Here is a 26002-nt window from a genome sequence, read left to right as displayed (position 1 = left end):
TTATTTCAGCGTTTTTATGATGTCCGATATTTTGAGTTCCGCCCGACAGATGACCTCGTCGCTGGCTCCGTAATAGAGGGTGATGTCGTCGCCGTCGACAAGTTGTCCATTTGAGAAAATGACATTGCCGAAGAATCCGGACTGCTCATAGGGCATTATGGGTTCCATGATGGGATCTTCACTGCGGGCCAGGACCTTTGACGGATCGTCCGAATCCAAGAGCAGCGCTCCCAGACAGTAGCGGTTGTCGTAATCGGCGCCGTGATAGATTTCAAGCCATCCCTCTTCGGTTTTTATGGGTGAAGCGCCGGCGCCTACACGGGCACAGTCCCACATGTTGTCGCGCATGGTGGCTATACATTTGTGGTTGCCCCAATGTACCCTGTCGGGGGATTCGGCCGTCCATATGTAGTTTCCGCCCAGTTCGGGACTGCTGGGCCTGTGAAAGGCATAATACATGCCGCCGATTTTTTCTTCGAAGAGAGCGCAGTCCTTGTTGTGGGGCGGAAAAATCATGCCCATGCGTTCGAAGTGCTTCCAGTCGACCGTGCGGATGAGTCCTACTCCTACTGCTTTAGCCGACACCTCCGTGAAGGTGAGGTAATAGCCGTCATCCATCACGGCGACGCGGCAATCCTCGATTCCGAAAGACTCCAGCTCTCCTTGTCCGAAGATGGGCGGAAAATCGGGGTCGTCCTTGAAGTGTATACCGTCGGTACTCGACACGGGACGCAGGTAAGACATCGTGGTTAGATAATTCTTTCCTTTGTACCCAATGACGCGAGCATCGGATGCATCCAGGTCAGGATCGTCTTTCGAAAAACTCAATACTTCGATTTTTCCGTCCTTATTATAAATGGGGAAGCTGATTCTGTTGTCTTGCTGTATGGGGCGTTCGGCTACGCGCAGGAGCAGCCATATTTTTCCGTCATATCTGAATACGCCCGGATTGAGCAGGCAGGTAATTTCCATTCCGTCGATCCCTGATTTCAAATCTCGGGGAACCAATATCGGATTTTTTTCACATCTTTGGGCTATGTCCATTTTGTTTCGTGTTTTGGTTTGGGTTTCTTGAGCAAAATTACCTCATAAAAGCCATTTGTCGGTTCGATTGCTTCTCAAATCAGTCTACAACCTCCATTTTTCAGAAATCATGTTTCATGAATGTTATGAAATATGTATTACATTTGTAATGTATTGATATTTTGGTTTTTGTGTGTTTTGTGGCAGGTGTACTATATTCTCAAAAGAGTATACTAATAAAAAAACTCAAAATATAACACCGAAATCCAGAGGCAGGAATCGGCTCGAGCAAAAGACTCTTTTGCGGTTTTTTTGGAGCCTGTTTTCGGTCGGACTTGTCTATGGGAGAACTGGAATTTTCACTATATTTGTTTTTTCATACACAATCCAACGGGTAAAAGCGATATGAAATCTCCCTATTTCCGACGTGTTTTTCTGACATGTTTGTTGCTTGTTGCTACGGTTTCCGGAGTCGGTGCCGCGAATGCCGTTCAATACATTTCCGGCATCAACGGTCTGAGCAATAATTCCATCAACTGTATTCACGAAGACAGTTCGCATACTTTGTGGATTGGCACTTGGGATGGATTGAATATCTACAATGGAAGAGATATTACGACGCTCCGATATCGTAAAGACGATGTCGGATCATTGAGCAATAATGTGATTCGTCAAATCATAGAGCAGGGCAATCGTTTGTGGGTGTCGACCGACAACGGGATCAATGCCGTTGACCGTTATACCTACTCCGTTAGGCGCTATGCTCTGACTCGGGAGATGACGATTCCCAACAAGGAGAAGTCCTTTATCCTGCAGAAGGGCCCCGGCGGAGAGATTGTGTGTTTGGTCAAAGGGGTGGATTTTTTCAGTTATTCGTCTGTCGAAGACAGATTCCTCCCCCTGCACACCGATTTTGCCGACAAGGTGAAGAACTTTGTCCTCAATGATGCTGGAGACATCATCTTTCTGATGAATAACGGGGGAGTGGAAAAATCGGATTTCAATTCGTTTCTTGCCGATGCATCCGATTGCCTTTTTCAGACGATTGATTCCTCTGCTACCCAAATCTACAGGTCGGGGGAGTACACGGTGTTGCATAAAAGCGGCCTTGTCTATGTCTATGATGCGCAGATGCACGAGGAGTATGTGGTTCGGCTTCCTGTCGGAAAGACGGTTTCGCAAATCATTCTCCGCGAGAATCTGATGTATGTGAGTTATATTGACGGCGGATGTATCAGTTATGATCTGACCTGGAATACTTTTGCTTACATCGAAGAGATTTCGCGTCAGATTTCGGTCTTCTCCATCTATGCCGGAAGTCAGAATATATTGTGGGTGGGTACCGACGGCCAGGGGCTCATCCAGCTGCACCCCTACAGTTCTTCCTTCAGAACGGTCTTTACGCCCAGTGCCGTGAGATGTTTCTGCGAAGTGGAGGAAGGCCGGATATTGGTCGGCACCAAAGGTAGCGGCATCAAGATGCTATCGACGTCCACTGACGAGATTGAAGACTATCTGAGTCGGGCCGACGGTCTGAAGTCGAACTCGGTCTATGTGATGCGTAAAAACCGCTGTGGCGATATCTTTGTGGGGAGCGAAGGCTGCGGTATTACCATCATCAGACGGAACGGGGCAATCGAGCAATTGGATATTCCTCGCGACTACTCCTTCTTCAAGGCTGTTTACAGTTTGGCATTTACACACGACGATACGGTGCTGTGGGTCGGAACCTCCGGCTACGGACTCTTCAAGATGCATCTGGAGCAGAAAAACGGTTCTTATGGTGTGACATCCGTCCGGCAATACGTCTCGTCGAAGGACAAGGTGTTGACCAACGATGTGATCTATGCGCTTTGCTCCGACGACAACCATCGTCTCTGGTTGGGAACACGGGGTGGGGGACTCTTCTGTGTGGATTCCGACGAGCAAATCCGTGCATTGGAGAGCGTGAATCCGAAATCCGTGCTTACCGATAGGGATATCCTGTGTATGTTCTGCGACAGAGACTTCATGTGGATAGGTACAAGTTACGGTCTCAACCGGCTGGACCGGAATTACCTCCCGGTGCCGGTTGTTGACGAAAAGTGGAACGACCGAAGTATTCTCGGCATCTTGAAGGATGATGAGGGTGATTTGTGGCTTAGCACCAATAAGGGGCTTTCCCATATCGAGACGGCGACTTCGCGGGTGGTCGACTATAATTTCACGGACGGATTGCAGAACGACCAATTTTCCGATGGAGCGTTCTTCAAGGACAGCCGCGGGTTGTTGTTCTTCGGAGGAGTGCGCGGTCTCAACTATCTCAATCCAAAGGGAGTGCACCGCAGGATGTATAATGCGGGCGTAAGCCTCAACCGGTTGAAGATTTACAACCGTGAGCAGAAAATTAGCGACCGTATCATCGATGGGGTATTGAAACTGAAGTATGACGAGCGTCAAGTGTCCTTGAATTTTATAGCCCATGATCTGATTAACAACAAGAATTGCAGATACGCCTATCGACTGGTCAATCAGTCCGACGCGTGGATGGATATGGGAACCAATCCCGATGTGACTTTTGCCCAGCTGCCCCCAGGGACTTATTATTTCGAACTCAAATGCAGCAACGGGGACAAGGTGTGGAGCAATTCTGTGTACGGATTGATCATCGAAGTCGGTTATCCATGGTGGTTGGGGCGTGTCGCTTTGTGTCTGTATCTGTTGGCAGCCATACTCCTTTTTATCGTGATTCGTTCGGTGGTGCGCAACCGCATCAAGATGAGCAAGCAGATTCTCATCGCACAAACGGAAAAACGCCATGAGCAGAAACTCTATGCTTCGAAGTTGAATTTCTTTACCAACGTGGCACATGAGTTTTTCACTCCGCTGACGCTGATCTATACTCCCACGCAGCATCTTTTGGAGCAGCCGGGCCTCTCGGATGAGACCCGGAAATACCTGCGGGTCATTGCCAATAATGCCGAGCGGATGCAGCAGCTCATCAAAGAACTCATGGCGTTCCATCGTTCCAATGTCGAAATGCCGCAGCTGCAACCCGAATATGTTGGAGTGAGCGAAATCATAAGTTCCGTAGCGGATAACTATACGGATATACTGAACGACAACAGAATCGATTTTGTGGTTGATGTTCACGGGGTGGAGACGTTCTGCTCCGATCGCGATACGTTGGAGAAAATCATTTTCAATCTGTTGTCCAATGCCTTCAAATATACGGCCCCCAAAGGTTATATCCATGTTGCTGTCAGCCAGAGTGCACCGGACGGCCGTCTTTTGTTGGTCTTCCGGAATTCGGGAACGGGACTTTCCGATTCTCAAATGACGGAGATTTTCAACAAGTACAAGGTTTTCGATACCATGAAACAGACCGATTCGGTGAGCAGCGGTATCGGCTTGAATCTTACAAAGAAGTTGATTGAACAGCTGGGAGGAGAGATTTCCATCAACAGCGAGTTGGGCAAATATGTCGAAATTTCGGTGTCGATTCCTCCGTTGGATGCAGTGACATTGGCCGTTGTGGATTCCGTTACGGAGGAGTCTGCCGGTCAGGACGCGAAACCGGAAGAGAATTCCCGGGACAAGACGGTGTTTGTGGTCGGGGAGAAGGCCGGTATAAGGGATCTGTTGAAGGATATCTTGCAGGAATATACGGTCATCCTGTCGGAAGACGGCGCCGATGCGCTTTTGTTGACTGAGAGCCATCATCCCGATATTATCGTCTGCGATATGGGTATGCACACCATCGACGGATTTATGCTGATTGACCGTATCCGGAGCAACTCCAGGATCAGCTACATTCCCATCATTTGCATCTCGTCCAATGCTTCGGTTGAGGCGCAGATCAAGGCATTCGACCACGGGGCCGATGCCTTCATCGCCCAGCCGTTCCATCCTCGCCAGATCGTCACGGTTGTGGAGAATCTGCTGTCGCGTCAAAACTTGCTGAAGGATTATTTCAATTCGAGCATTTCGTCCGTCAGGGTGAAGGATGGTATCATACTGCATCCTGAGGATGAAAAACTGATAGAGGAGGTATCTTCGTTTATTTTGGCCAATATCGAAGACGAATCGCTGAGTCCTTCGGCGGTGGCCGATTTTGTCGGAGTCAGCAAGGCGACCCTCTACCGTAAGTTTAAGGAGTTGACACACAAGACTCCGAGTGAGTTTATCCGAACGCTTCGACTCGAACATGCCAGCAAATTGTTGCGGACGACCAAATACACCGTGCTTGAGACGATGTACAATAGCGGTTTTTCGAACAAGTCCTATTTCTATCGTGAGTTCCAGAAACAATATGGAGTCTCACCGCGAAATTACAGGAATAAGCAATAGGAGTGCTTCCTGACCCCGACCCGAATCCTCGTGGAATTACAGGTTGGGGTCGGGCGCATCCGACCGCATGTTATTTAAATCGAAGAGTCTGCAATCTTGCAGGAGCCTCTGCCACGGGTTCCCCTGAATACCTTCAACCATCATTACCGAATCACACTATTCCATGGGATAGCTGTTTGATTCAGCGGCGTATTCCGGCAGTTTGAAGCGACCCGCCTCCAGCCGTTTGATGTACATCACTATGCCACCGTCTTCCGCATGAAGCAGTTTCTTGAGTTTGCGGCCGGACCCGACAAAGATGAACACGTCTCCGTTCCGCGCTTCGCTCTTCATCTTCTCATGCATCAATCCGCACAATGAACTGATGCCCTTGCGCATATCTGTCCTGCCGGGACACAGAAAGTAGCGCATCGTATCGTTCCGGCTAAACATGGCCACTTTCAAGACTATGGGTCAGAAGTTCCAGCAACAGTTTCTCGGATCCGTTCCCGAAGTGGGCATGCAGTCCGTTGGGGAAAAGTAAGGCTACACCCTGTACTACCGGTTCTCCCAAAGTCTGTTCTGCAGTGGGGTGCTTGAAACTGATGGGAGCCAACTCCTGTTTGATACTCTCTTTTTCGACAGCACATTTTTTACGCTAATAGTGATAGGTTGAATAACTTACACCCTGCCTGTTGCAGGTACAACTTCAATGGCTGCTCGCTTTGTTGAAACTGAAATTCCAATTCTTCAAATTCGGATCTGTTCATTACAATTAGGGGTTGATTCTTTTCGCGTGTGCAAAACTACAATCAAACCCTAGGGGGCAATGTATATTTCTTCGGATGCTTCCTTTCGGCTTCTTGCGGAAGGAGAGGGGAAAGAATCTTTCCCATATTCCGCTGTATGTAAGTCTGTTATGTCTCGACTCCAATAAGTGCACTGAATAAGTCACAGCCAATTTGCATCGTTTCGCCCTGTGTTGCACTTGGTTAACACAAAGATAGTGAAGTTGTGTGATATAGTCAAATTATGAGATAAATTAAATAATTCAAAAGGGGGACTTAATTTTTTGTATGTTATGTGAAGTTAAGATAAAAGCATTAATTTCTTTTTTGAACTTGTTTGGTTGAGTCAGCTTGCATATGCCGAATCATAAGTTGTTTGAGCCTTAAATGACATGCTTTATAGGTGCAATTATCCCATACTTTGCGAAGTTTTGGTGGTAAAAATGGGGAAATTCGTTCCCGTGACTTAAACCAAGCTATCCACCGCTTTTGCTCGGTAGTATTTTGATATTCTTCAACCGAAGATAACCGGTTTATCTCCACGGTATCAATCGGGGTGTAATCTTGATCGGGAATGAAATCTCCATTACACAAGGACATATAAAAATTCCGTAGCGACGCAGCCCGAATCAACTTCATCTCCTGCCAATAGTTAGCAACCGAATAATCTTTGACTTTTATTTCTTTTGACAACCATCTCCTAAAACTCTTATCCATGAGTTCTGCCCAAGTTTCAGCTTCCTTTGCAAAGAGAGTTTTGTATCGAAGAACTAACCGTTTGGAAGATTCAGGCATAGGAAAATCTGCGATTCCGATAGTATAATCTCCGGGAAAATCCCACGACGGATCGTAGTATTTATCGAATATTTGGGAAATCTTTTCATATTCGCGCAATCTTTCCCGATGTCGTTCATTAGAGGCAATGCTAATGTTCAGGTATTTATACAGAGAATCATTGTGATATGAGTAAATAGAATCCAAAGAAAAGCGATGGCATGATAATCTCGCGTATTCTTCAACGATGGATTGTCCGCTCCATGTTTTTAATTGCGGCGGCTCTATCTTTAGAACCGGCGCAGTGGTTTTGGAAAAATAAAGATCCGCTATATCATCAGGCCCGTTATGTTCACGCAATACGATGATTTGATGAACCGTATCTATTTGAGAATTGTTAGAAAGCCGGGCAAGCGGCACATAATCCTGTTTGACAAGAGTGTTTCCCCGGATTTTATATACCTGATGATAATTGTTGGGGAGATAGTTTCCCCACTCGGAAATGAGCAGTTCATCTTTGCCGTCAAAATCCACGTCGAGAAACTGAAAAGGCGGGGTATGTCCCAGTAAATATAGGCTGTCCTGCCACTCCTCTTTGGCCGGATACTCGAAATAGTAAACATCTCCATCGTAATATTCCTTGAAATTGTCGGCGTGAGCAACTTCATTCGTATTGAAATTGGCGTATTCATCGGAATTTACATGAAATGATGCGCCGGAATTCGTATCTCGGAAATTCATGACGATATATCCATCCCGACTGTGGGCATTGGAAAGCATCCAGCGAGCAGTCACCTCATAGCCTTTTATCGGCTGTTTGTATTTGAAATAGACGTTGATCAGACTCTCTTCGTCAATAGTCGGCGACAACGGAATCCGGTCGAGCACACCAATCCATACCGAATCGGCAGGATCGGTGCTTTTGACAAACCAAGAAGATTGTGGTGGTAACGATTCTTCTGCTAAATCTTCCATGCCAACATTTTCATCTTTCGTAGAATGATAAACGCAAGATACAAAAATCGTTATGCTAAGAATTAATATAATGCGGCACATGGTGGAACAGAAACAAATTAATAATCATCAGTATTCATAGTTGCGGCGAAAATTGCCTCTGCCTGTTTCTTTGCCAATTCATTGTTTGCAATTTCGTCTGACAGTATATCAATCCTATCTTCCAAAGTCTTGATTTGCGTATCTCGTTCCGCAATTTCCAATTCCAATAGCGAAAGTCGGCATTGTAGTTCGTCTATTTCATTTTGTTTAGTATCATTGCAGGAACATAGTAATAACAACAAGATCAATAGGAAATTCTTCATAATGTATTCAATCTATTTAGACGATCTACTTATATGTTAGGATTTAAGTATATATTTTCCTCAGAACAGAGCTACGAACTACGAGTAGTAAAATCAGAAATGAAGATGACGGAAATTCGATGTATAAAAAGTCTTTGTCAATTTGGGATTGATTCGATTCTCAGTATCTCTACATTAGATTGCCCGGACTTTAGCCGCGAGATTAAATCCTGTGTTTGCCGATCCGCCTCATTCTTATAATCAACGAAATCAATCCAAATGGATGGGCCCCAATCAGTATGCATATCGCATATAGATTTGAAATATGTTAATGGTATCTTATAGTTTGATAATGTGATATTCAGTATCGAGTTATAAGTTTGCATCCGTTGAATCAGAGAATAACACTTCACTAGCTTTTGCCCAGTTTCACGCTTTAAACTGTCGCATTGCTGTATCTGTTCAAACCACATCTTTTGTATTCGGAATGAAATAATATTGTTGCTCCTAACAATATTATAGTTAACCCTAACAACATTGTAATAAGTGACTTTTTCATTATATTGTAATTTTAAAATAAACAGAAATAAACGAGAAGTAATATAATAAAAATAACGATGACATAGCAGCCTCTGTTTGCGGCACTAATATTTGCGATTGCCTTTGCATCGCTAATTTCATGCTTTATTACCTTATCCATTTCTTGATAAACCTTCAGCCAAATCATATCATCCGGAGTGTCTGAATACTGCGCTTTATATTCCCTAAAATTTCGCTCTTCGATTTCCAAATATTCAATTAACCGTTCGGCAACATTCATAATATCCAATTTTAGGATTTTTGTTTTTATAGACATGAATTCGACTGAGCACGGAGCGTCAAAATATACGGAAATATATTGTAATAAGTCTTTTGTGTCCCATGCAGGAAGTCTCAATAGTTTACAATAATGCCGAATTCTATTTTTCTTTCTATCGTCCATTTGTAAAAAGTTTTTGAATATCAATGTTCATTTTATCAACTATTTCATTCTGCTCCATGCCAGATGGAAAACTCCACCTTTTCTCAAATTTCCCAAAGAAAGGGCTCTCAGACAAATATGAAACATCGATGTCGGAACTTCCATTATCTTTAATTTTGAAAATAGTTTTACCGCCCATATTGGCCACGCCCCATGCCACTACAGATTTAGTTTCTTTGAAGATGACGGCTTGCCCTTCATTAGACAAGCGCTGAATAATCGTTGCATACTTCTGTCGCAGGAGCTCTCCTTGTTTGGAATTTCCAAATAAAAAACTAAACATAAGATAGTTGTTTTTCGCCCGTACCCCGGCTGGTTAGTAATCAAAAAGAAAGCGTGGTACCGTCAACTTATTCTATCTAACGGGCTCTGGTAAACCTTGCAGTAAAATAAGCAACAGCCCACGCCTGAAATACCATAGGCGTGAAACGGGTTTGCCTATTCTCCTGCTTGAAATTTACCAGACTTCGTTAGAAAGAATCAGTCAAACGCTTTCCTCGTGGAAAGATATGTCGGCGATCCGTCGCAGATCCCCGCAGCAAATATACTAATTTTTCCATTCATTCCAACATAGGACGTCTTCGGCTGTTGCTTGGACAAAGGTAATGGAGAAATAAACTGCATTTTTATCTTTGCAAGGCTTGCGATGGTAAAAATATCTCGGAATAATTTCGTATTTTGCAGAAAAGAATGGATTATGCAGCGTCGTACCCTCACCTTTTCTGGCGGTTGTCCGCAATTTTTGGCATCGGGAAGCATCTATTATCTGGAACCTGAATATTGCGAACCATATCATACCTATATTCGGGCTAATTTTCATGAATTGTCGGAAATGCTTCGAACCAAAAACAGGTCTTTTATCTACTATGGCCAAAAACCGGCAACCGAAATATTGAGCTACAATTATCCCGGGGAATATCGAACGACTAAGACGGGAGAATCCTTTACAGCCGATTTAACCCACAAATTATTCAACCGGCTGAAAGTGCCGTGCTCGGATAAACCGATGTTGTTGACTGCTGCGTACGACCTTAAAAGAGGCCAGAGAAAGATTATCTGTGTCTTTCCGGATAAACCGGACGATATTGCACGGCTTCTGCAAAATGCAAAGAACCATGAGGTTTTCAATAGTTTACAGATCGTCCCCGATGAACTTCCGGATGAGTATCCGGGTGAAGACGCGGATCGAGACTTCTCCGAAATCGCCTATCGGCTGACGATGGAGGTCGAAAAGAATATCGAGATACTGCAACGGTATGGGTATGATACGTTGCTGCGAGAGATTTTGGACATGCACCAACCGCAGTTAAGCCGTATGGAGATAACGGCGGACTATCGTATTTTTCTGCCGGACTACGGAAATATGGAGATCAAGATGACGCCGTTGGCCAAGGCTGTTTATTTTCTCTTTCTGGATTATCCGCGAGGAATTATGTTCCGGGATTTAAGCAATCCGGAATATATGCGAAAACTCAACTTCATCTATAAAACATTATCGAACCGGAGCGATTATACGAAAATACAAGACAGTGTTTTAAAAATTTCCAATCACCGGAACAATTCGATCAATGAGAAATGTTCTCGTATCAGAGAGGCATTTGTTTCCATGTTTACCGATAATCTTGCCGAAGCATATTACATCACCGGTTGCAGAGATACCCCCAAACGAATTAAACTGGATCGGAAGATGATAACCTGGCAGGGTCATCCTTATGATCCGGAGTTGTGGAACAAACGAATGCGATACGGAAAAGATTACGATGAAATGATTGCTTTCGAGCGCCGAGAAGCGGAATTGAATCGAAATTTTTTGGAATCATTGGAAAAATTGTCGAATATTTTCGGTGTAAAATAACTTTGCATAAGTTTCCCAAATTCCCTTCAAATACATGTTCGCCTTTTGATTGGAAATTGGCAACGGCAGTCCGTTCTTCGTGTATCCCCTATGTTTTTCGATGATGAGCTGCGGAATCTCCTGCAGGGGAATGTTGCTCGGGATAAGGGCCTTCTGCCGCTCCGTCATGATCCATTGCCTGTCCTTGGGTGGCCCAGGTATGTGGTCAGGCGATTCCCTTGCAAATTCATAACTCGATTTTTATACCCGGCATCATATATGGAACAGATTCATCGCCAATCTCAAAATTTAAAGTTTCCCTTAATAACCGATCAATTATATCAAAATCTTGTGCGGTCAATAGTTGAAAGACTTTGTTTGGGATGATGTATTTAATGCCTTTTATTGAACCGGAAGAATCAATTAACAGTTGGCAGATGATTTTTTCTCCGACAAGCATTTTGGATTTTTTGTCCGATAATACTAATCGAACTTTATCGGAAACAATATGACTATTTGGTATGATAATAATTGTTTCTAACGCAGCTTCACGTTTTTCAGGGTCGATTCCTTTTATTGCTTTTGTTTCTATTTTAAAGTACTCGGATTCATTTTGGAAAGAAACCATATAGTTATATGTCAGTAAATTAAAGCTAAATTGCCGTGCGTTTTTAGCCATATTCAGTTCCACCGAACAGGCACAGGTAATCTGCTTAAAACTGCATTTTTCTGGTTGGGTCCAACAACAAAATGCACTGTAAATTTGAATTTTACAGTGCATTGCTTGATTATTTGTCTTTCTTTGGCGGAAAGAAGGGGATTCGAACCCCTGAAACCCTTTAGGGGTTTACTCGCTTTCCAGGCGGGCCAGTTCAACCACTCCTGCATCTTTCCGAAATGTGCCCCAAAAGTACACAATATTTCCCGATTCTGCAAATAGCAGCGCTCTTTTTCCATTTATCCGTCCTGCGGATCGGCTTTTCAGCAGATAAAACCCCTCATTTCGCCCGCTTGATTCCTGCCTCGCTTGCCCCCGGATTTGCCGGGTCCCGGACCCACTCGGGGCCGTTCTGTCCCGTCCCTGCTCAGTTTCTCCGTTGCTCGATCCCGGACCTGCTTCGCCGCCGGATCCAAAATCCCCGCCACCTCCGTGGGGGAACAAAAAAAGGGGATTCCGAAGAATCACCCTCTCTCAAACCTAACCGGTGACTACTTGTTTGCCTCGGCCTCCTCGCTGCACGATTTCTCGCTGCACGATTTCTCGCTGCAGGTCTTGGTCGAATCAGTCTGCTCGGAGCAGCATTCGGTTGCAGCGTCGCACTTCTCGGTGCAGCCGGCGCAAGCCGAAGTTTCGGTCGTAGCAGCGGCAGCAGCAGCGCCTTCAGCAGCTTTCTTGTTCGAATTTCCACAGCAGCCTACCATTGCGACAGCTGCCAGGACGATGGCAAAAGAGACAATCTTTTTCATGGTATTAAACGTTTAATAGTTAATTGTTCCGTAACGCCGCAAAGTTAAATATTCGCACGGGAAAAGCAAAGAAAAAAGAATTATTTTTCTGAATTGGACTTTTATTTGTCCAAAAGGTTGGATATTGGGGATTTTTCCCGCTTCAGCTGCTTGAGGAAAGCCTTCGGGAAGGTCGCCGACACACGCCCCTTGAGCATGATGGCCTCCTCCTTGGTCAGACAGTTGCCCGCCGAAACGATGAAATAGGGAATCTCGTAATCCACATAAACCTTCACATCGGGATAGGTCTCTTCGAAGAGCTCCTTGGCGGCAAAGGCCCCGTCGCGAGCCGCGGGTCCGTTGTCCGAGAAGACGCAGACCCGGTGAAACCCCTCGAAATAGAGACGCTGCCCGGCGTGGGCGGCTTGGGCCACGGCGCGTGCGGCGTCGTCATGCTCTCTGACAACGACCTGTGCCCGGTTGAAAAGCGTCGCTTCGGGAGTAGGCTCCGCCAGACGCTGCTTGAAGGCGTCGAGCGACTGTGCGTGTGCGGAAACGGCCGCGCACAGGAGAATCGGCATGAGGAAAAGCAATCTGCGCATTATTTCAACTGTTTTTTAACTTCTTCGATCGTCAGTCCAAAGATATTCAAAAAATCGGACACCGGCATCCGTTCGTGCGAAATTTTCACGGGAGCCGGTCCTCCGCGCCCTTTCACGGCGTAGGAGACCTCGACCTGCGACAGGTCGCCCGACTTGACCTTCCGGGCCAGCACGTAGAGCGCCAGCGGATCGGATATTTTCAGCTGCCACAAGGTCCGGAAGCTGTCCGTCGTGTGCCGGGGCACTTCGACCGCCTCGCGCAGGACGATCGTCCCCACGCGGCTGTCGGCGTAGTAAACGCCCATTTCCGCGGTTTCGAGCACCAGCTTGTATCCCGTGTTGTTCATCACCCGCACGACCACCTCGGCCCCCGTCAGCCCCTGACGTTCGACCTTTTCAATGCCCTCGAAGCGGATGTTTTGCCGGGCCTTCTCCACGGCGCGGCGGCACGACGCGAGCGACACGGCGAGGATCAGCAACAGTGCGTAGACCGAATAGCGTTGTATTGTCTTCATCTTTCTCCTATATATATTTGTGCGATTCCGAAACTCTGGCTCCGCGCCCGGCAGTTGCGGAATCCCGCCCGGGACATCATCTCCATGAATGCCTCCGGCGCGGGAAACTCTCCGACCGATGCCGGAAGATACTCGTAGGCCTGCTTGTCGCGCGACACCAGCCCGCCGATGCGGGGCAGGATCTTGTAGGAGTAAAACTCGTACAGGGCGCGGAATGCCCGGTTGCGGGGGCGCGAGAACTCCAGAATAACGACTTTGCCCCCGGGTTTTATTGTGCGGGCCAGTTCGCGCAGTCCTGTTTCGAGGTCGCCGAAGTTGCGCACCCCGAATGCGACGGTCGCGACATCGACCGAGGCGTCGGCCACGGCGAGATGCTCGGCATCGCCCCGATCGAGGACGATGCGTCCGTCCAGCCCGCGGGCCTCGATCTTGCGGCGTGCCACGGCGAGCATCTGCTCCGAGAGATCCACCCCGAGCACCTGCACGTCGCGGATGCGGCGTGCCATGGCGATCGCCAGATCACCCGTTCCGGTCGCCACGTCCAGAATGCGCCCGGGTTTTGCGCGGCGCACCTCGTTGACCACGCGGCGGCGCCATACGCGGTCGATGCTCATCGAAAGCGTATGGTTCAACAAGTCGTACTTCGGTGCGATGTTGTCGAACATCTTGCGCACCTCTTCCTTTTTGGTCTGATTTGTGTTGTATGGTTTCATTCGTATCGAATCGTTTCTTCGGGCTTTACGGTGGAGACCACGGCCGTCGGGATCACCAGCAGGGCGACGATCGCTGCGATAAACCCCGCGTTGAGCGCCAGCCACCAGCCCCAGTCCAGTGCCACGGGCACCTCCGAGAGCAGGTATCCTTCGGAGCTGAGCTTCACCAGATGGGTCCATTTCTGCACCAGACACAGCCCCAGTCCGACGGCATTGCCCCAGGCCAGGCCCCGCAGGATCACCAGCACCGCGCGCCAGAGGAAGATGCGCCTCAGGGAGCCGTTGCGCATTCCGAGCGCCTTCAGCAGTCCGATCATCCGCGTCCGCTCCAGCACGAGGATCAGCAACGCCGAGGTCATGTTGAAGAAGGCCACCACGAGCATGATCGCGATCACCACCGCGGCGTTCACATCGTGGGCCTTCAGCCAGTCGAAAATGTGGGCGTACTGCTCCCGGATGCTCGTTACGGCGAGGTTCTCGGCGTCTTCGTCATCGTCGTACAGCAGTGTCCGGCCCAGCGTCCGGGCAAACGTGTCGGCCTGGTCCAGCGAGTGTGTCAGGATCTCGTAGCCCGAAATCTCGTCCGGCCCCCACTCCGCGAGGCGCTGCACGTTGCGGATGTCTGTGACCACCACCACGCCGTCCATCTCCTCCATCCCCGACTCGTAGATCCCCGCCACCTTGAACCGGTCGCGGCGCGGCATCTCGCCCGGCTCCACGAACAGCATCTCGACCTTGTCGTCCACACCCAGCTGCAACTTGTCGGCCAGCGTCCGCGACAGCAGGATGTCCTTCGTGCGGACCGCATCGCCCACCCGGGGCAGCTCCCCCGCGACGAGCCATTCGCGGAAATACGACCAGTCGTAATCCGCTTCGACACCCTTGAGCATCACCTCGCCCACGGCATCGGCCGTGCGTACAATGCCTCCCTTGACGGCATAGGGAGCCATCGCCGCAAATCCGTCGGTCCGGCGTATCAGCTCCTCGACATGCTCGCTGCGGTGCACGGGCTGTGCATCGAGCGCGTTCACGCCCCTTATGTCGGTCACCGCGACATGGGCCGCAAAGCCCGTCATCTTGCGGGCCACCTCGCCTTTGAATCCCATGATCACGGCCATCGCGAGGATCATCACGGCCATCCCCAGCGCCACCGACACCACGGCGATACGCTCCATCACCCCGGGTTTGTTTCCGGGTGCGGGCTGTGCCATGCGGCGTGCGATGAAAAAGGCGAGATTCACGGTGTGCTGTCGTGTCGAAAATTTGTACAAAGTAACATATAAATTTCGTATTTTCGCTATCGTTGCGCCACTTTTTATCCACCCTAATGTTTTGCAAATCCGCTTGCCATTCTGTTTTGCAGCCATTCTACTTTTTTGTATCTTTGCCCGAAACAAACGTTTTTTCCATGCAAAAACAGGCATTGATTACGGGAGCCACTTCAGGCATCGGCCGCGCCACGGCGCTCCGGCTGGCACGGGAGGGATACGCCGTCATCGCCACGGGCCGCCGTTCCGACCGGCTCGCGACGCTGCGTGCGGAGATCGAATCGGCGGGCGGACGCTGCACGACGCTTGTCTTCGACGTGCGCTCCGAGGAGGAGGTGCGGCGCAACCTCTCGCCGCTCGAACACATCGACCTGCTGGTCAACAATGCGGGTCTTGCCGCTGGACTGGAACACATCGACGTGGGCGATACGCGCGACTGGGATGCCATGATCGACACCAACGTCAAGGGACTTCTCTACGTCACGCGGGTCATCGCGCCCAAGATGGTCGCCGCGGGCCGCGGACACATCTTCAACATCGGCTCGATCGCCGGGACCGAAGCCTACGAGAACGGCGCTGTCTACTGCGCCTCGAAACACGCCGTGCACGCCCTCTCGCAGTCGATGCGTGCCGACCTGCTTTCGTCCGGGATCAAAGTGACGGAGATCCGCCCGGGGATGGTCGAGACCGAATTTTCGCAGGTGCGCTTCCACGGCGACAGGCAGCGTGCCGCTGCGGTCTACGAAGGAGTCGAACCGCTCACTGGCGCCGATATTGCGGAAGCAATTGCATGGGCGGCACAATTACCCGCCCACATGAACGTTAATGATATGGTGCTGATGCCCTCGCAGCAGGCGGGAGCCTATTATACGCACCGGAAAACCAAACAGCAAACGCTATGACACTACCTTTGATTGCCCTGCTTCAGGCAGGTTACCATGCAGCGCCTCATGCCGTGCGCTACGACGCCGCGACGATGGGCATGTTCGTTCTGATCATTGCCATCGGCATCGTCGGCTTCATCGTGCAGGCGCGCCTGCAGTCGGTCTTCAAGAAGTATTCGGCCGTGCAGTTCCCCGGGGGGCTGACCGGCGCCCAGGTCGCCGAGAAGATGCTGCGCGACAACAACATCCATAACGTGAAGGTGACGCACGTCGGCGGCCACCTCACCGACCATTTCAACCCGCAGACGATGACCGTCAACTTGAGTGACTCGGTCTACTCGTCGACGAGTGTCGCCGCTGCGGCCGTGGCGGCCCACGAGTGCGGCCATGCCGTGCAGCACGCCCGCGGCTACGCCCCGCTGGTGCTGCGTTCGCAGCTGGTTCCCGTCGTGCAGTTCGCCTCGACGGCCGCCACGTGGGTCATCATCCTGGGGCTTGTCCTCCTGGCCTCGACGCAGAACGAGCTGCTGTGCTGGATCGGCGTGGGCATGATCGCCATGTCGGCCGTCTTCTCGCTCGTCACGCTTCCCGTCGAGTACAACGCCTCGGCCCGTGCCTTGGAGTGGCTCCAGACGAGCCGCACGATGCAGGGCGTGCAACTCACGCAGGCCAGGGAGGCCCTTTCGTGGGCGGCCCGCACGTACCTCGTCGCGGCGTTGAGCGCTATCGCGTCGGTGCTTTACTACGTCTTCCTGATCCTCGGCCGGCGCGACTGACCCGCAGATGAACATCCCCGAAAAAGACTACACCCACCACGGCTGGCTGGCTGCCGCGGCGCTTGTTGCGGTGCTTGTGGCCGTCAGTTTCATTCCGCCGCAAAGCGTCGGGGGCGTGAAGCTCCGCCGTGCCAACATCCTCTCGGACCTGCTTTCGTTCGACGATTCGGATGCGGCCGAATCGGCCGCCGAGCCGGTGCTCTTCGACGAGGAGGAGTTCCACATCGACATGGCAGCCGTGGCCGAACGTATCGAGGCCGACTCCACCCCGCGCACGGTGCAGATCACCTACGAATGGCTTCTGGCCCGCGACTCCTCCCGCCGCGAACGCGCCGTGCCCGACTCGATGCGCCTCGTCGCGACGCTGACCCCAATCGAGGACTTCAGCGACAGCGGACGCATCCGGGCCTTCTGCGACACGCTGCTCAACGCCCCGCGCCCGGTGCGCATCGCCTTCCTGGGCGACTCGTTCGTCGAGGGCGACATCCTCACGGCCGACCTGCGCGAACGGCTTCAGACGGCCTACTCGGGTGGCGGTGCGGGCTTCGCTCCGATGGCCTCGCCGCTGACGGCGTTCCGGCGCACGATCAAAACCCAGTCGAAAGGCTGGACGGCATACAACATCATGCAGCGCCGGGCCGCACCCGCACACCTGCGCGATAATTTCTATGTCTCGGGCTGGGTCTGCCAGCCTGCGGCCGGGGCCTCGACCCGTTGGGAGAGCACCGACTACCGCCAGCGCCTCGACTCGTGCACGACGGCGCGCATCTTCTTCCTCTCGCCCCGCGACAGCCGCGTCGAGGTGACACTCAACGATGCCGAACGCCGCGAATTTGCCATTGAGGGCGACGGCGCCGTGCGGCAGATCGCGGTCTGGGCACCCGGTGTCCGCTCGCTCGCCTTCAAGGTGCTCTCCGGAACGGAGGGCTTCGTCGGCTACGGGGCGGTTTTCGAAGGACGGGGCGTCGTGGTCGACAACTACTCCGTGCGCAGCAACAACGGACAGGCGATGTTCTGGACCAACCCGTCGGTCAACGCCCAGATCAACGCCATGCTGGGCTACGATCTGGTGGTGCTCCAGTACGGGCTGAACATCATGCAGTCGGGCGTGAAGAACTACACCAACTACTCCGGGCAGATCGAGAAGATGATCGCCTACGTCCGCCAGTGCTTCCCGGGTGCGGCGGTGCTCGTGCTGGGCGTCAGCGACCGCTCGGTGAAGACCGATGCGGGATTCGAGGCGATGGACGCCATCCCCCACATGCTCGACTGCCAGCGCCGTGCGGCACGCAACACGGGTGCGGCCTTCTGGCCCACGTGCGAGGCCATGCGTTCCCTGGGCGGCATGGCGCAGTTCGTCAAGAACGGCTGGGCGGGCAAGGACTACACCCATATCAATTATGCCGGAGGGCGCCGTGTGGCATGGGCGCTGTTCGACGCCATCAACGCCGGCGTCCTGGAAGTCCGTGCCGAGCAGCAGATCGCCGAACTGCGCCGCCGTGCGGAGCAGTCCATCCTCGACTCGGCGCGCAGGGCCGCCGTCGACCGGCGGATCCTTCCCTCCTCCGCTTCCCTTAACCTGCGCGTGCAATGACCTTTCCCGCAACGGACAGCATCCTCGAAAGGCTCCAGGCCCTGTTTGCCTACGACGCCTCCTCGCCGCTGATTTTCAGCAGCGGGCTGTTCCTCTTCCTCTTTGCGGGGTTCCTGCTCGTTTACAGCGCCATGCGGCGCGCGCCGATGGCCCGCATCGTCTACGTCATCGCCTTCTCGCTCTATTTCTACTACAAATCGAGCGGCATCTATTTCCTGCTGCTGCTCTTCGCCGCGGCGAGCGACTTCCTGATCGCGCGGGGCATCTGGCGGGCCCGCTCCCGGCAGGCGAAACGCTGGCTGGTGGTGCTGAGCATCGCGGTGAACCTCGGCATGCTGGGCTACTTCAAGTACACGAACTTCCTCATCGACATCTCCAACCAGTTGTTCGGACCGGGCTTCCTGCAGTTCCGGAACATCTTCCTTCCGGTCGGCATCTCGTTCTTCGTTTTCCAGTCGATGAGCTATACCATAGATATTTACCGCGGTCAGCTGAAGCCCTTGTCCAACTGGCTCGACTATCTCTTTTACCTGTCGTTCTTTCCGCAGCTGGTGGCCGGCCCGATCGTCCGCGCGCGGGACTTCATCCCGCAGATCCGGCAGAATCCCGTCGTGGTCACGAAGGAGATGTTCGGCACGGGTGTCTTCCTGATCCTTACGGGTCTGTTCAAAAAGGCGATCATTTCGGACTACATCTCGCTCAACTTCGTCGACCGCATCTTCGACGAGCCGTTGCTCTACTCCGGATTCGAGTGCCTGATGGGCATCTACGGCTATGCGCTGCAAATCTACTGCGACTTTTCGGGTTACTCCGATATGGCCATCGGCATCGCCCTGCTGCAGGGCTTCCGCTTCCCGAAGAACTTCGACGCGCCCTACAAGTCGGCGACAATCACCGAGTTCTGGCGTCGGTGGCACATCTCGCTTTCGGGCTGGCTGCGCGACTACCTCTACATTTCGCTGGGCGGCAACCGCAAGGGCCGCATCCGGACCTACGGCAACCTGATCCTCACGATGCTGCTGGGCGGACTGTGGCACGGCGCGGCGGTGCGCTTCGTCCTCTGGGGCGGGCTGCACGGCGTGGCCCTAGCGCTGCACAAACTCTGGATGGCGCTCGTCCCGGGAGCCAGGGCCACCGGTGCGCAGATGCACTGGTGGAGCCGTGCGGCGGGCATGCTCCTGACGTTCAACATCGTCTGCCTGGGGTGGCTGATGTTCCGCGCCGAGTCGATGCAGACCGTCTCGCTGATGCTGCACCAGATTTTCGAAAACTTCAACGCCGCGATGATTCCGCAGGTGATCACGGGCTATGGAGCCGTCTTCGCGCTGATCGCCGCGGGGTATCTCCTGCACCTGATGCCGTCGGCCGTCGATGCCCTTGCGCGGCGGATCGTGATCCATGCGCCGCTGATGCTGCAGGTCCTGATGGCCGCGGCGATGATCTGGTGTGTCATGCAGATCAAATCCAGCGACATACAGCCTTTCATCTACTTCCAATTTTAGATAACCGATGTATAATTTTGACCACCAACTCTTTCTGACGCTGAATTTCGACGGAGGCCCCGGCCTGGACCGCCTCATGCTGATTGTCTCGGGCACGACGATGTGGCTGCCGCTCTACGCGTTGATTCTCTGGCTCGTGTGGCGCCGCGACGGATGGCGCAACCTGCTTGTCTTCACGGTGTTGATGATCGCCGCACTGGTCCTTTCGGACATGGTTTCAGGCATTTTCAAGCACAACGGCATGCTGGGCGGGCTGCTTCCCGACTTCCAGCCGCGCTGGCGGCCGATGTTCGCCCCCGAACTCGAAGGGCTGGAGATCGCTTCCGACTCGCTGCGCCAGCTGCGCCGGCTGATGCCCGACTCGCTCGCCGCGGCAGGCATCACCCGCGACTGGATCGTGCATGTCCCCGTCGAGGCCGTGAGCGGCCGCTTCGGGACTGTCTCGGCCCATGCGGCGGTCATCGCCACGTTGGCCGCAATGTCGGCCTCGGTCATCCGCCGGCGGTGGTTCACGGGGCTGATGGTTCTCTCGGCCCTTCTGATCTGCTACTCGCGCATCTACCTGGGGAAACACTACCCGATGGACCTCGTGTGGGGGAGCGCCGTGGGTGTCGTGCTGGGACTGGCGGCCTTTTGGGCCTACCGAAAACTCGGCTTCGCGAAAAAGGGCTGAACGATGGTTCGGCTCTTTTTTTCGGCCATCCCGCGCCGACAGGGAGCCGGCATCTCCGTGTGCGGTTTTCCCGGGTCGCTGCGCCGCGGGTGCAACCGATTGGCGAAAGAGTTGCTATTTTGTCCTTTTTTCACTAATTTTGCACGGATAACAAGCATACATAAAAATCACACGATATGGCAATCGAACTCAGCGAACAGGAACAGCTTCGCAGGCAGTCGCTCACGGCGTTGCGCAACCTGGGCATCGAACCCTACCCGGCCGCCCGTTACGAAGTGACGGCCACGGCGCGTGAAATCGCCGATAACTACGACGATGCGCAGCAGAATTTCCAGGACGTCCGCATCGCAGGCCGCATCATGTCGCGCCGCATCATGGGTAGCGCCTCGTTCTTCGAACTGCAGGACCACACGGGCCGCATCCAGGTCTACATCCGCCGCGACGACATCTGTCCCGAAGGCGATCCGACGCTCTACAACACGGTTTTCAAGAAACTGCTCGACATCGGCGACTTCATCGGCGTGGAGGGTTTCGCCTTCCACACCAACTCGGGCGAACTGTCGGTACACTGCCGCAAGTTCACCGTGCTGTCGAAGTCGATCCGCCCGCTGCCCGTCGTCAAGGAGAAGGACGGCAAGACGTTCGATGCATTCACCGACCCGGAGGTGCGCTACCGCCAGCGCTATCTCGATCTGATCGTCAACCCGCAGGTGAAGGAGACCTTTGTCCGCCGCGCCAGGATCATGTCCACGATGCGCGAGTTCTTCAACGAGAGGGGTTATGTCGAGGTCGAGACCCCGATTCTGCAACCCATCCCCGGCGGCGCCTCGGCGCGTCCGTTCATTACCCACCACAACTCGCTCGACGTAGACCTCTACCTGCGCATCGCTACGGAGCTCTACCTCAAGAAGCTGATCGTCGGCGGATTTGACGGTGTCTACGAGTTCGGCAAGAACTTCCGCAACGAGGGCATGGACCGCACGCACAACCCCGAGTTCACGTGCATGGAAATCTACGTGGCCTACAAGGACTACCTCTGGATGATGGAGTTCACCGAGCAGATGCTCGAGCGCGTGGCGCTGGCTGTGAACGGCACGACGGAGCTGACGATCGATGGCAAGCCGGTCTCGTTCAAGGCGCCGTTCCGCCGTCTGACGATGACCGAGGCCATCCTCGAGAAGACCGGATACGACATCACGGGCCGCTCGGAGGAGGAGTTGCGCGAGGCCTGCAAGCAGCTCAACGTCGAGATCGACGAGACCTTCGGCAAGGGCAAGCTGATCGACGCCATCTTTGGGCAGTACTGCGAGGAGGAGCTGACGCAGCCCACCTTCATCATGGACTATCCGCGCGAAATGTCGCCGCTGAGCAAGCGTCACCGCTCGAACCCCGATCTGACGGAGCGTTTCGAACTGTTCGTCAACGGCAAGGAGCTCTGCAACGCCTATTCGGAGCTGAACGACCCGATCGACCAGCTTGAGCGTTTCCAGGAGCAGCTGCGGCTCTCGGAAAAGGGCGACGACGAGGCCATGTTCATCGACATGGACTTCGTGCGCGCGCTGGAATACGGCATGCCGACCTGCTCGGGAATGGGTATCGGCATCGACCGGCTGACGATGTTCATGACCGGGCAGTCTTCGATCCAGGACGTGTTGTTCTTCCCGCAGATGCGTCCCGAGAAGAAGGCCGTGAGCGATCCCGCAGAGGCATATATCGCCATCGGTGTGCCCGAAGAGTGGGTCCCGGTGATTCAGAAGATGGGCTACCTGACCGTCGAGTCGCTCCGCAAGCTCGCCCCCGGCAAGTTCTTCAACGACCTGTGCGGATTCAACAAGAAAAACAAACTCGGCCTGAAAGCCCCCTCGATCGAAGAGGTCAAGGCGTGGTGCGCGGCGGAGTAGGTATCGGGTATTCGGTGCGGCAATCCGGTCGCGCAGTCTCTCGCGGGTGCGGTTTGGAAGACGGCTTGCGCGGGGCGTGCCAAAGGTGGACCCGATGTGTCGTCCTCCGCAGTGAAACCCCTGTCCGGCCTGGAGCCGGGGACGGGGCGGATGGGCAAAGGCCCTCGTCGGCCGCGCATGCGGCGGGCGGAGGCATGGAACGGAAGTTTAACTGTTTAACATAACAAAACTATACAGCTATGAGAAAGAAAATCGTTGCCGGCAACTGGAAGATGAACACGCTTCCCGCCGAGGGTGTGGAACTGGCCAAAGGCGTTGTCGCAGGCCGCGGAGAGGTTTGCTCGTGTGTGAACTTCATCGTCTGCCCGCCGTTCACCCATCTGGCGATGGTTGCCGAGGCCCTGAAGGGTTCGGACGTCGCACTCGGCGCACAGGACTGCGCAACCGAGGCCAAAGGTGCCTACACGGGTGAGATCGCAGCCTCGATGATCGCGGCTCTGGGTTGCAAGTATGTGATCCTCGGCCACTCGGAGCGCCGCCAGTACTACGGCGAGACCTCCGAGACGCTCAACAAGAAGATGGCACAGGCTTATGCAAACGGGCTGGTCCCCATCTATTGCGTCGGCGAGAACCTCGAGGAGCGCGAGGCCGGCAAGCACTTCGACGTGGTGAAGGCCCAGATCGAGGAGGTCGTTTACAACCTCACCGAGGAGCAGTACAAGAACCTTGTGATCGCTTACGAGCCCGTTTGGGCCATCGGTACGGGCAAGACCGCTACGGCCGAGCAGGCACAGGAGATTCATGCCTACATCCGTCAGGTACTCGCCGCCAAGTTCGGTGCTGCGGCACAGGAGACGGCAATCCTTTACGGCGGTTCGTGCAAGCCCTCGAACGCTGCCGAGATCTTTGCCAAGGAGGATGTGGACGGCGGCCTGATCGGCGGCGCTGCCCTCAAGGCCGAGGATTTCCTCGCCATCGGCAAGGGCTTCGCGAAGTAATACTGCGATAGCCTGCAATGAAGTACAGAGGCCCCTGTAAGGGCCTCTGTCTTTTTATTCCATCCGGGGTCCGATCCTATTTTGTCGGGGTTGGGCGGAGCGGAATTTGCAGGAGGGCGCCGAAATCGTCGGAATAGTTTGGTTTGATTGGTTTTTTTGCGATATTTGTACTGTAAAAGAATTACCCATGAACAACTCGCCAAATATCAAACAGGTGGAAACCGTCCTGAAATACGTCAAGAAGGAACTTTACTCCGGGCGTTTGCACCCGGGCGAACGTCTCCCGGCCGAGCGGCGGCTGGCCGACATGTTGGGCGTCGGCCGCGCCCATGTGCGTGCGGCGTTCCAGAAACTCGAATTCTACGGCATCGTCCAGACCTTCCCCCAGAGCGGCACGGTGGTCGCGCAGGAGAAGATGCAGGTGCTCGAACGCATGATCACCGATGCGTTGCAGATCCGGCAGTATGACTTCGCGTCGCTGGTTTACGTGCGTGTGCTGCTCGAAATCGAGGCCATCCGACTCTGCGCCCGCAACCGTACGGCCGAGGACCTGGAGAACATCGAACGGGCGCTGGAGGAGTGTGAGGAGAAATTCTACACCGAGGAGCGCGTCTCGAAGGACTTTGCCTACCATCAGGCGCTGGCCCGCGGGGCGCACAATCCGGTGATTGCCTCGATGCTGCTGGTCATCACGCCCGACGTGCTGCGCTATTACCAGCGCTACCGGGTCTGCACGGTTCCGCAGGAGGAGGTCTATTTCGAACATCGCGAACTGTTGCGCTGCGTCCGCGAGCAGGACGAGGAGGGGGCTGTCGCAATGCTGCGCCGCCACCTCAAGGCGTTGAGCGAATTCGCGGCGACGTTCAACGAGGAAGACCATTTTCTCGAATAGCCTTCCGGACATTCAGAAACGACGAACGGCTGTCTCCCGTACAGGAGACAGCCGTTGCTGTGTTCGGTTGCGTCACGTTCTACCCGCAGAGCCAGTCGCGCAGGATTTCGGGGATTTCCACCTCCCGGCAGCAGACCGAAGCGAGTAGTTCGCATCCTTGGTGTGTGAGTGAATAGTATGTCTGGCGCCGGTCCTCGGTGCAGAGTTCGCGGCTCACCAGCCCTTTTTGTTCCACCGAGCGGAGCACTTTCGAGGTGTTGGACGGCGTGAGACCCAGCAGTTCCCCCAGTTCTCCCGGGCAGAGACGCCCGGTTTTCGAGAGGCTGCACAGCGTCATGCCCTCGTTCAGGCAGATGCCGTAGCGTTTTTCGAATGCACTTTCGAACTGGTGTACGGCCCGCTGCAGATCGCGGATCCTACAGAGTTTGTCCATGTTCCTTCACCTTATATACCGCCTGCATGTCGCAGTATTTCACGCATTTGCCACATTCGATGCACTTCACGGAGTCGATCCGCGGCAGGGAGTTGTTCCGCTCCTGGGTGATCGCTCCTTCAGGGCAGATCGAAATCAGCGGGCAACGGTGGTTCTGCGGGCATAGCTGGGCGTCGATCGTCAGTGTCACTACTTGCTCAGCATCACTTTGTCGATGGCCTCCTTGAGCGAAGCCTTCGGCAGGGCACCCTGGCTCATCTGGGGCTTGCCTTCCATCGGGATGAACAGCAGCGTGGGGATCGAGCGGATGCCGAATGCTGCGGCAAGCTCCTGCTCCTCCTCGGTGTTGATCTTGTAGATGTGGATCTGATCCCCGTATTCGGCGGCCAGCTCCTCGAGCACCGGTGCAAGGGCCTTGCAGGGACCGCACCACGGAGCGTAGAAGTCAACCAGGGCGGGTTTGTCGCCGAGGTATTTCCACTCCTGGGGGCTCTTCTCGTAATCGGCGACTTTCTTCAGAAAGTCGGCTTTGGTCAATGTCGTCGTTTTCATATTCTTCGTGTTTTTGTTGTTTGTCTGCGCCTGGCTTCCGGTCGCGAATGCCAGAAGTGCAAGGACTGTAAAAAGTAGTTGTCTCATGATGTTTTCAATTGGTTCCTATCAATAACGGTGCAAATATGGGATTTATTTTCCGGTAAAACAAATTTCTTGTGGAAAATATTTCCATTGGGGAGGGGTGGGGCGGTTGGAGGGGCTTTC

At 53.3% G+C, this 26002-nt stretch carries 25 protein-coding genes and 1 tRNA gene; 10 read left to right on the top strand and 16 right to left on the bottom strand.

What is annotated here, in order from left to right:
* Entirely contained in the window at positions 1–1044 is a 1044-nt protein-coding gene (locus QZ460_RS05515) for a glycoside hydrolase family 130 protein (protein WP_290540586.1), read from the bottom strand.
* 384 nt (positions 1045–1428) lie between these two features.
* On the opposite strand from QZ460_RS05515, the gene QZ460_RS05510 reads away from it, so the two are divergent.
* Complete coding sequence (locus QZ460_RS05510; RefSeq protein ID WP_290540585.1) at positions 1429–5352, top strand: hybrid sensor histidine kinase/response regulator transcription factor; 3924 nt, start codon at positions 1429–1431, stop codon at positions 5350–5352.
* A gap of 156 nt (positions 5353–5508) precedes the next feature.
* On the opposite strand, the gene tnpB is transcribed toward QZ460_RS05510, so the two are convergent.
* The 5 genes from tnpB to QZ460_RS05485 form a co-directional block, all read right to left on the bottom strand.
* Entirely contained in the window at positions 5509–5763 is a 255-nt protein-coding gene (tnpB, locus tag QZ460_RS05505; protein ID WP_290540584.1) for an IS66 family insertion sequence element accessory protein TnpB, read from the bottom strand.
* A 671-nt stretch (positions 5764–6434) separates the two neighbouring features.
* Positions 6435–7868 carry a hypothetical protein gene (locus tag QZ460_RS05500; protein ID WP_290540583.1) on the bottom strand — a complete coding sequence of 478 codons (1434 nt, stop codon included), beginning with the start codon at positions 7866–7868 and terminating at the stop codon, positions 6435–6437.
* 98 nt (positions 7869–7966) lie between these two features.
* Positions 7967–8212, bottom strand: a complete 246-nt coding sequence (locus tag QZ460_RS05495) for a hypothetical protein (RefSeq protein ID WP_290540582.1) — start codon at positions 8210–8212, stop codon at positions 7967–7969.
* A 550-nt stretch (positions 8213–8762) separates the two neighbouring features.
* Positions 8763–9011: a hypothetical protein gene (locus QZ460_RS05490; RefSeq protein ID WP_290540581.1), complete on the bottom strand. Its 249-nt coding sequence runs from the start codon at positions 9009–9011 to the stop codon at positions 8763–8765.
* Positions 9012–9162: 151 nt separating this feature from the next.
* Positions 9163–9495, bottom strand: a complete 333-nt coding sequence (locus tag QZ460_RS05485; RefSeq protein ID WP_290540580.1) for a hypothetical protein — start codon at positions 9493–9495, stop codon at positions 9163–9165.
* Between the two features lie 414 nt (positions 9496–9909).
* Between QZ460_RS05485 and QZ460_RS05480 the strand changes: the two genes are divergently transcribed.
* Complete coding sequence (locus QZ460_RS05480) at positions 9910–11067, top strand: hypothetical protein (protein ID WP_290540579.1); 1158 nt, start codon at positions 9910–9912, stop codon at positions 11065–11067.
* Positions 11068–11293: 226 nt separating this feature from the next.
* Here QZ460_RS05480 and QZ460_RS05475 read toward each other — a convergent pair whose 3' ends face one another.
* The 7 genes from QZ460_RS05475 to QZ460_RS05445 form a co-directional block, all read right to left on the bottom strand.
* Positions 11294–11725: a hypothetical protein gene (locus QZ460_RS05475; RefSeq protein WP_290540578.1), complete on the bottom strand. Its 432-nt coding sequence runs from the start codon at positions 11723–11725 to the stop codon at positions 11294–11296.
* Positions 11726–11849: 124 nt separating this feature from the next.
* A tRNA-Ser gene (locus QZ460_RS05470) sits at positions 11850–11940 on the bottom strand.
* 315 nt (positions 11941–12255) lie between these two features.
* Positions 12256–12513: a hypothetical protein gene (locus tag QZ460_RS05465; protein ID WP_290540577.1), complete on the bottom strand. Its 258-nt coding sequence runs from the start codon at positions 12511–12513 to the stop codon at positions 12256–12258.
* A gap of 101 nt (positions 12514–12614) precedes the next feature.
* Positions 12615–13094, bottom strand: a complete 480-nt coding sequence (locus tag QZ460_RS05460; protein WP_290540576.1) for a hypothetical protein — start codon at positions 13092–13094, stop codon at positions 12615–12617.
* Positions 13094–13609, bottom strand: coding sequence for a hypothetical protein (locus tag QZ460_RS05455; protein ID WP_290540575.1), 516 nt, complete (start codon positions 13607–13609; stop codon positions 13094–13096). The genes QZ460_RS05460 and QZ460_RS05455 overlap by 1 nt, the downstream gene beginning before the upstream one ends.
* A complete protein-coding gene (gene ubiE / locus QZ460_RS05450; protein WP_290540574.1) occupies positions 13606–14322 on the bottom strand; it encodes a bifunctional demethylmenaquinone methyltransferase/2-methoxy-6-polyprenyl-1,4-benzoquinol methylase UbiE in 717 nt (238 codons plus the stop codon). Before ubiE ends, QZ460_RS05455 begins: the two co-directional genes overlap by 4 nt.
* Positions 14319–15563: an FtsX-like permease family protein gene (locus QZ460_RS05445; protein ID WP_366934991.1), complete on the bottom strand. Its 1245-nt coding sequence runs from the start codon at positions 15561–15563 to the stop codon at positions 14319–14321. The genes ubiE and QZ460_RS05445 overlap by 4 nt, the downstream gene beginning before the upstream one ends.
* A gap of 167 nt (positions 15564–15730) precedes the next feature.
* On the opposite strand from QZ460_RS05445, the gene QZ460_RS05440 reads away from it, so the two are divergent.
* The 8 genes from QZ460_RS05440 (at position 15731) to QZ460_RS05405 (ending at position 24810) form a co-directional block, all read left to right on the top strand.
* Entirely contained in the window at positions 15731–16492 is a 762-nt protein-coding gene (locus tag QZ460_RS05440) for an SDR family NAD(P)-dependent oxidoreductase (RefSeq protein WP_290540572.1), read from the top strand.
* Positions 16489–17250, top strand: coding sequence for a zinc metallopeptidase (locus QZ460_RS05435; RefSeq protein ID WP_290540571.1), 762 nt, complete (start codon positions 16489–16491; stop codon positions 17248–17250). Before QZ460_RS05440 ends, QZ460_RS05435 begins: the two co-directional genes overlap by 4 nt.
* A 7-nt stretch (positions 17251–17257) precedes the next feature.
* Entirely contained in the window at positions 17258–18844 is a 1587-nt protein-coding gene (locus QZ460_RS05430; protein WP_290540570.1) for a hypothetical protein, read from the top strand.
* A complete protein-coding gene (locus QZ460_RS05425) occupies positions 18841–20346 on the top strand; it encodes an MBOAT family protein (RefSeq protein ID WP_290540569.1) in 1506 nt (501 codons plus the stop codon). The genes QZ460_RS05430 and QZ460_RS05425 overlap by 4 nt, the downstream gene beginning before the upstream one ends.
* 7 nt (positions 20347–20353) lie before the next feature.
* A complete protein-coding gene (locus QZ460_RS05420) occupies positions 20354–21019 on the top strand; it encodes a phosphatase PAP2 family protein (RefSeq protein ID WP_290540568.1) in 666 nt (221 codons plus the stop codon).
* A gap of 176 nt (positions 21020–21195) precedes the next feature.
* Positions 21196–22920, top strand: coding sequence for a lysine--tRNA ligase (lysS, locus tag QZ460_RS05415; RefSeq protein ID WP_290540567.1), 1725 nt, complete (start codon positions 21196–21198; stop codon positions 22918–22920).
* Between the two features lie 239 nt (positions 22921–23159).
* Positions 23160–23918, top strand: coding sequence for a triose-phosphate isomerase (gene tpiA / locus QZ460_RS05410; RefSeq protein ID WP_290540566.1), 759 nt, complete (start codon positions 23160–23162; stop codon positions 23916–23918).
* 187 nt (positions 23919–24105) lie between these two features.
* Entirely contained in the window at positions 24106–24810 is a 705-nt protein-coding gene (locus QZ460_RS05405; RefSeq protein WP_290540565.1) for an FCD domain-containing protein, read from the top strand.
* A 79-nt stretch (positions 24811–24889) separates the two neighbouring features.
* Here the strand turns inward: QZ460_RS05405 and QZ460_RS05400 are convergent, their stop codons facing one another.
* The 3 genes from QZ460_RS05400 to trxA are packed head-to-tail and all read right to left on the bottom strand — an operon-like array spanning position 24890 to position 25882.
* A complete protein-coding gene (locus tag QZ460_RS05400; protein ID WP_290540564.1) occupies positions 24890–25243 on the bottom strand; it encodes a MarR family transcriptional regulator in 354 nt (117 codons plus the stop codon).
* A complete protein-coding gene (locus QZ460_RS05395) occupies positions 25227–25433 on the bottom strand; it encodes a 4Fe-4S binding protein (protein ID WP_290540563.1) in 207 nt (68 codons plus the stop codon). Before QZ460_RS05395 ends, QZ460_RS05400 begins: the two co-directional genes overlap by 17 nt.
* Positions 25433–25882: a thioredoxin gene (gene trxA, locus QZ460_RS05390; protein WP_290540562.1), complete on the bottom strand. Its 450-nt coding sequence runs from the start codon at positions 25880–25882 to the stop codon at positions 25433–25435. The genes QZ460_RS05395 and trxA overlap by 1 nt, the downstream gene beginning before the upstream one ends.
* Positions 25883–26002 lie beyond the last annotated feature (120 nt).

This window comes from Alistipes sp. (assembly GCF_020026455.1).
GTDB lineage: Bacteria > Bacteroidota > Bacteroidia > Bacteroidales > Rikenellaceae > Alistipes.
Note: the sequence above shows the minus strand (reverse complement) of the source record. Positions and strands in the feature narration are given on the sequence as shown.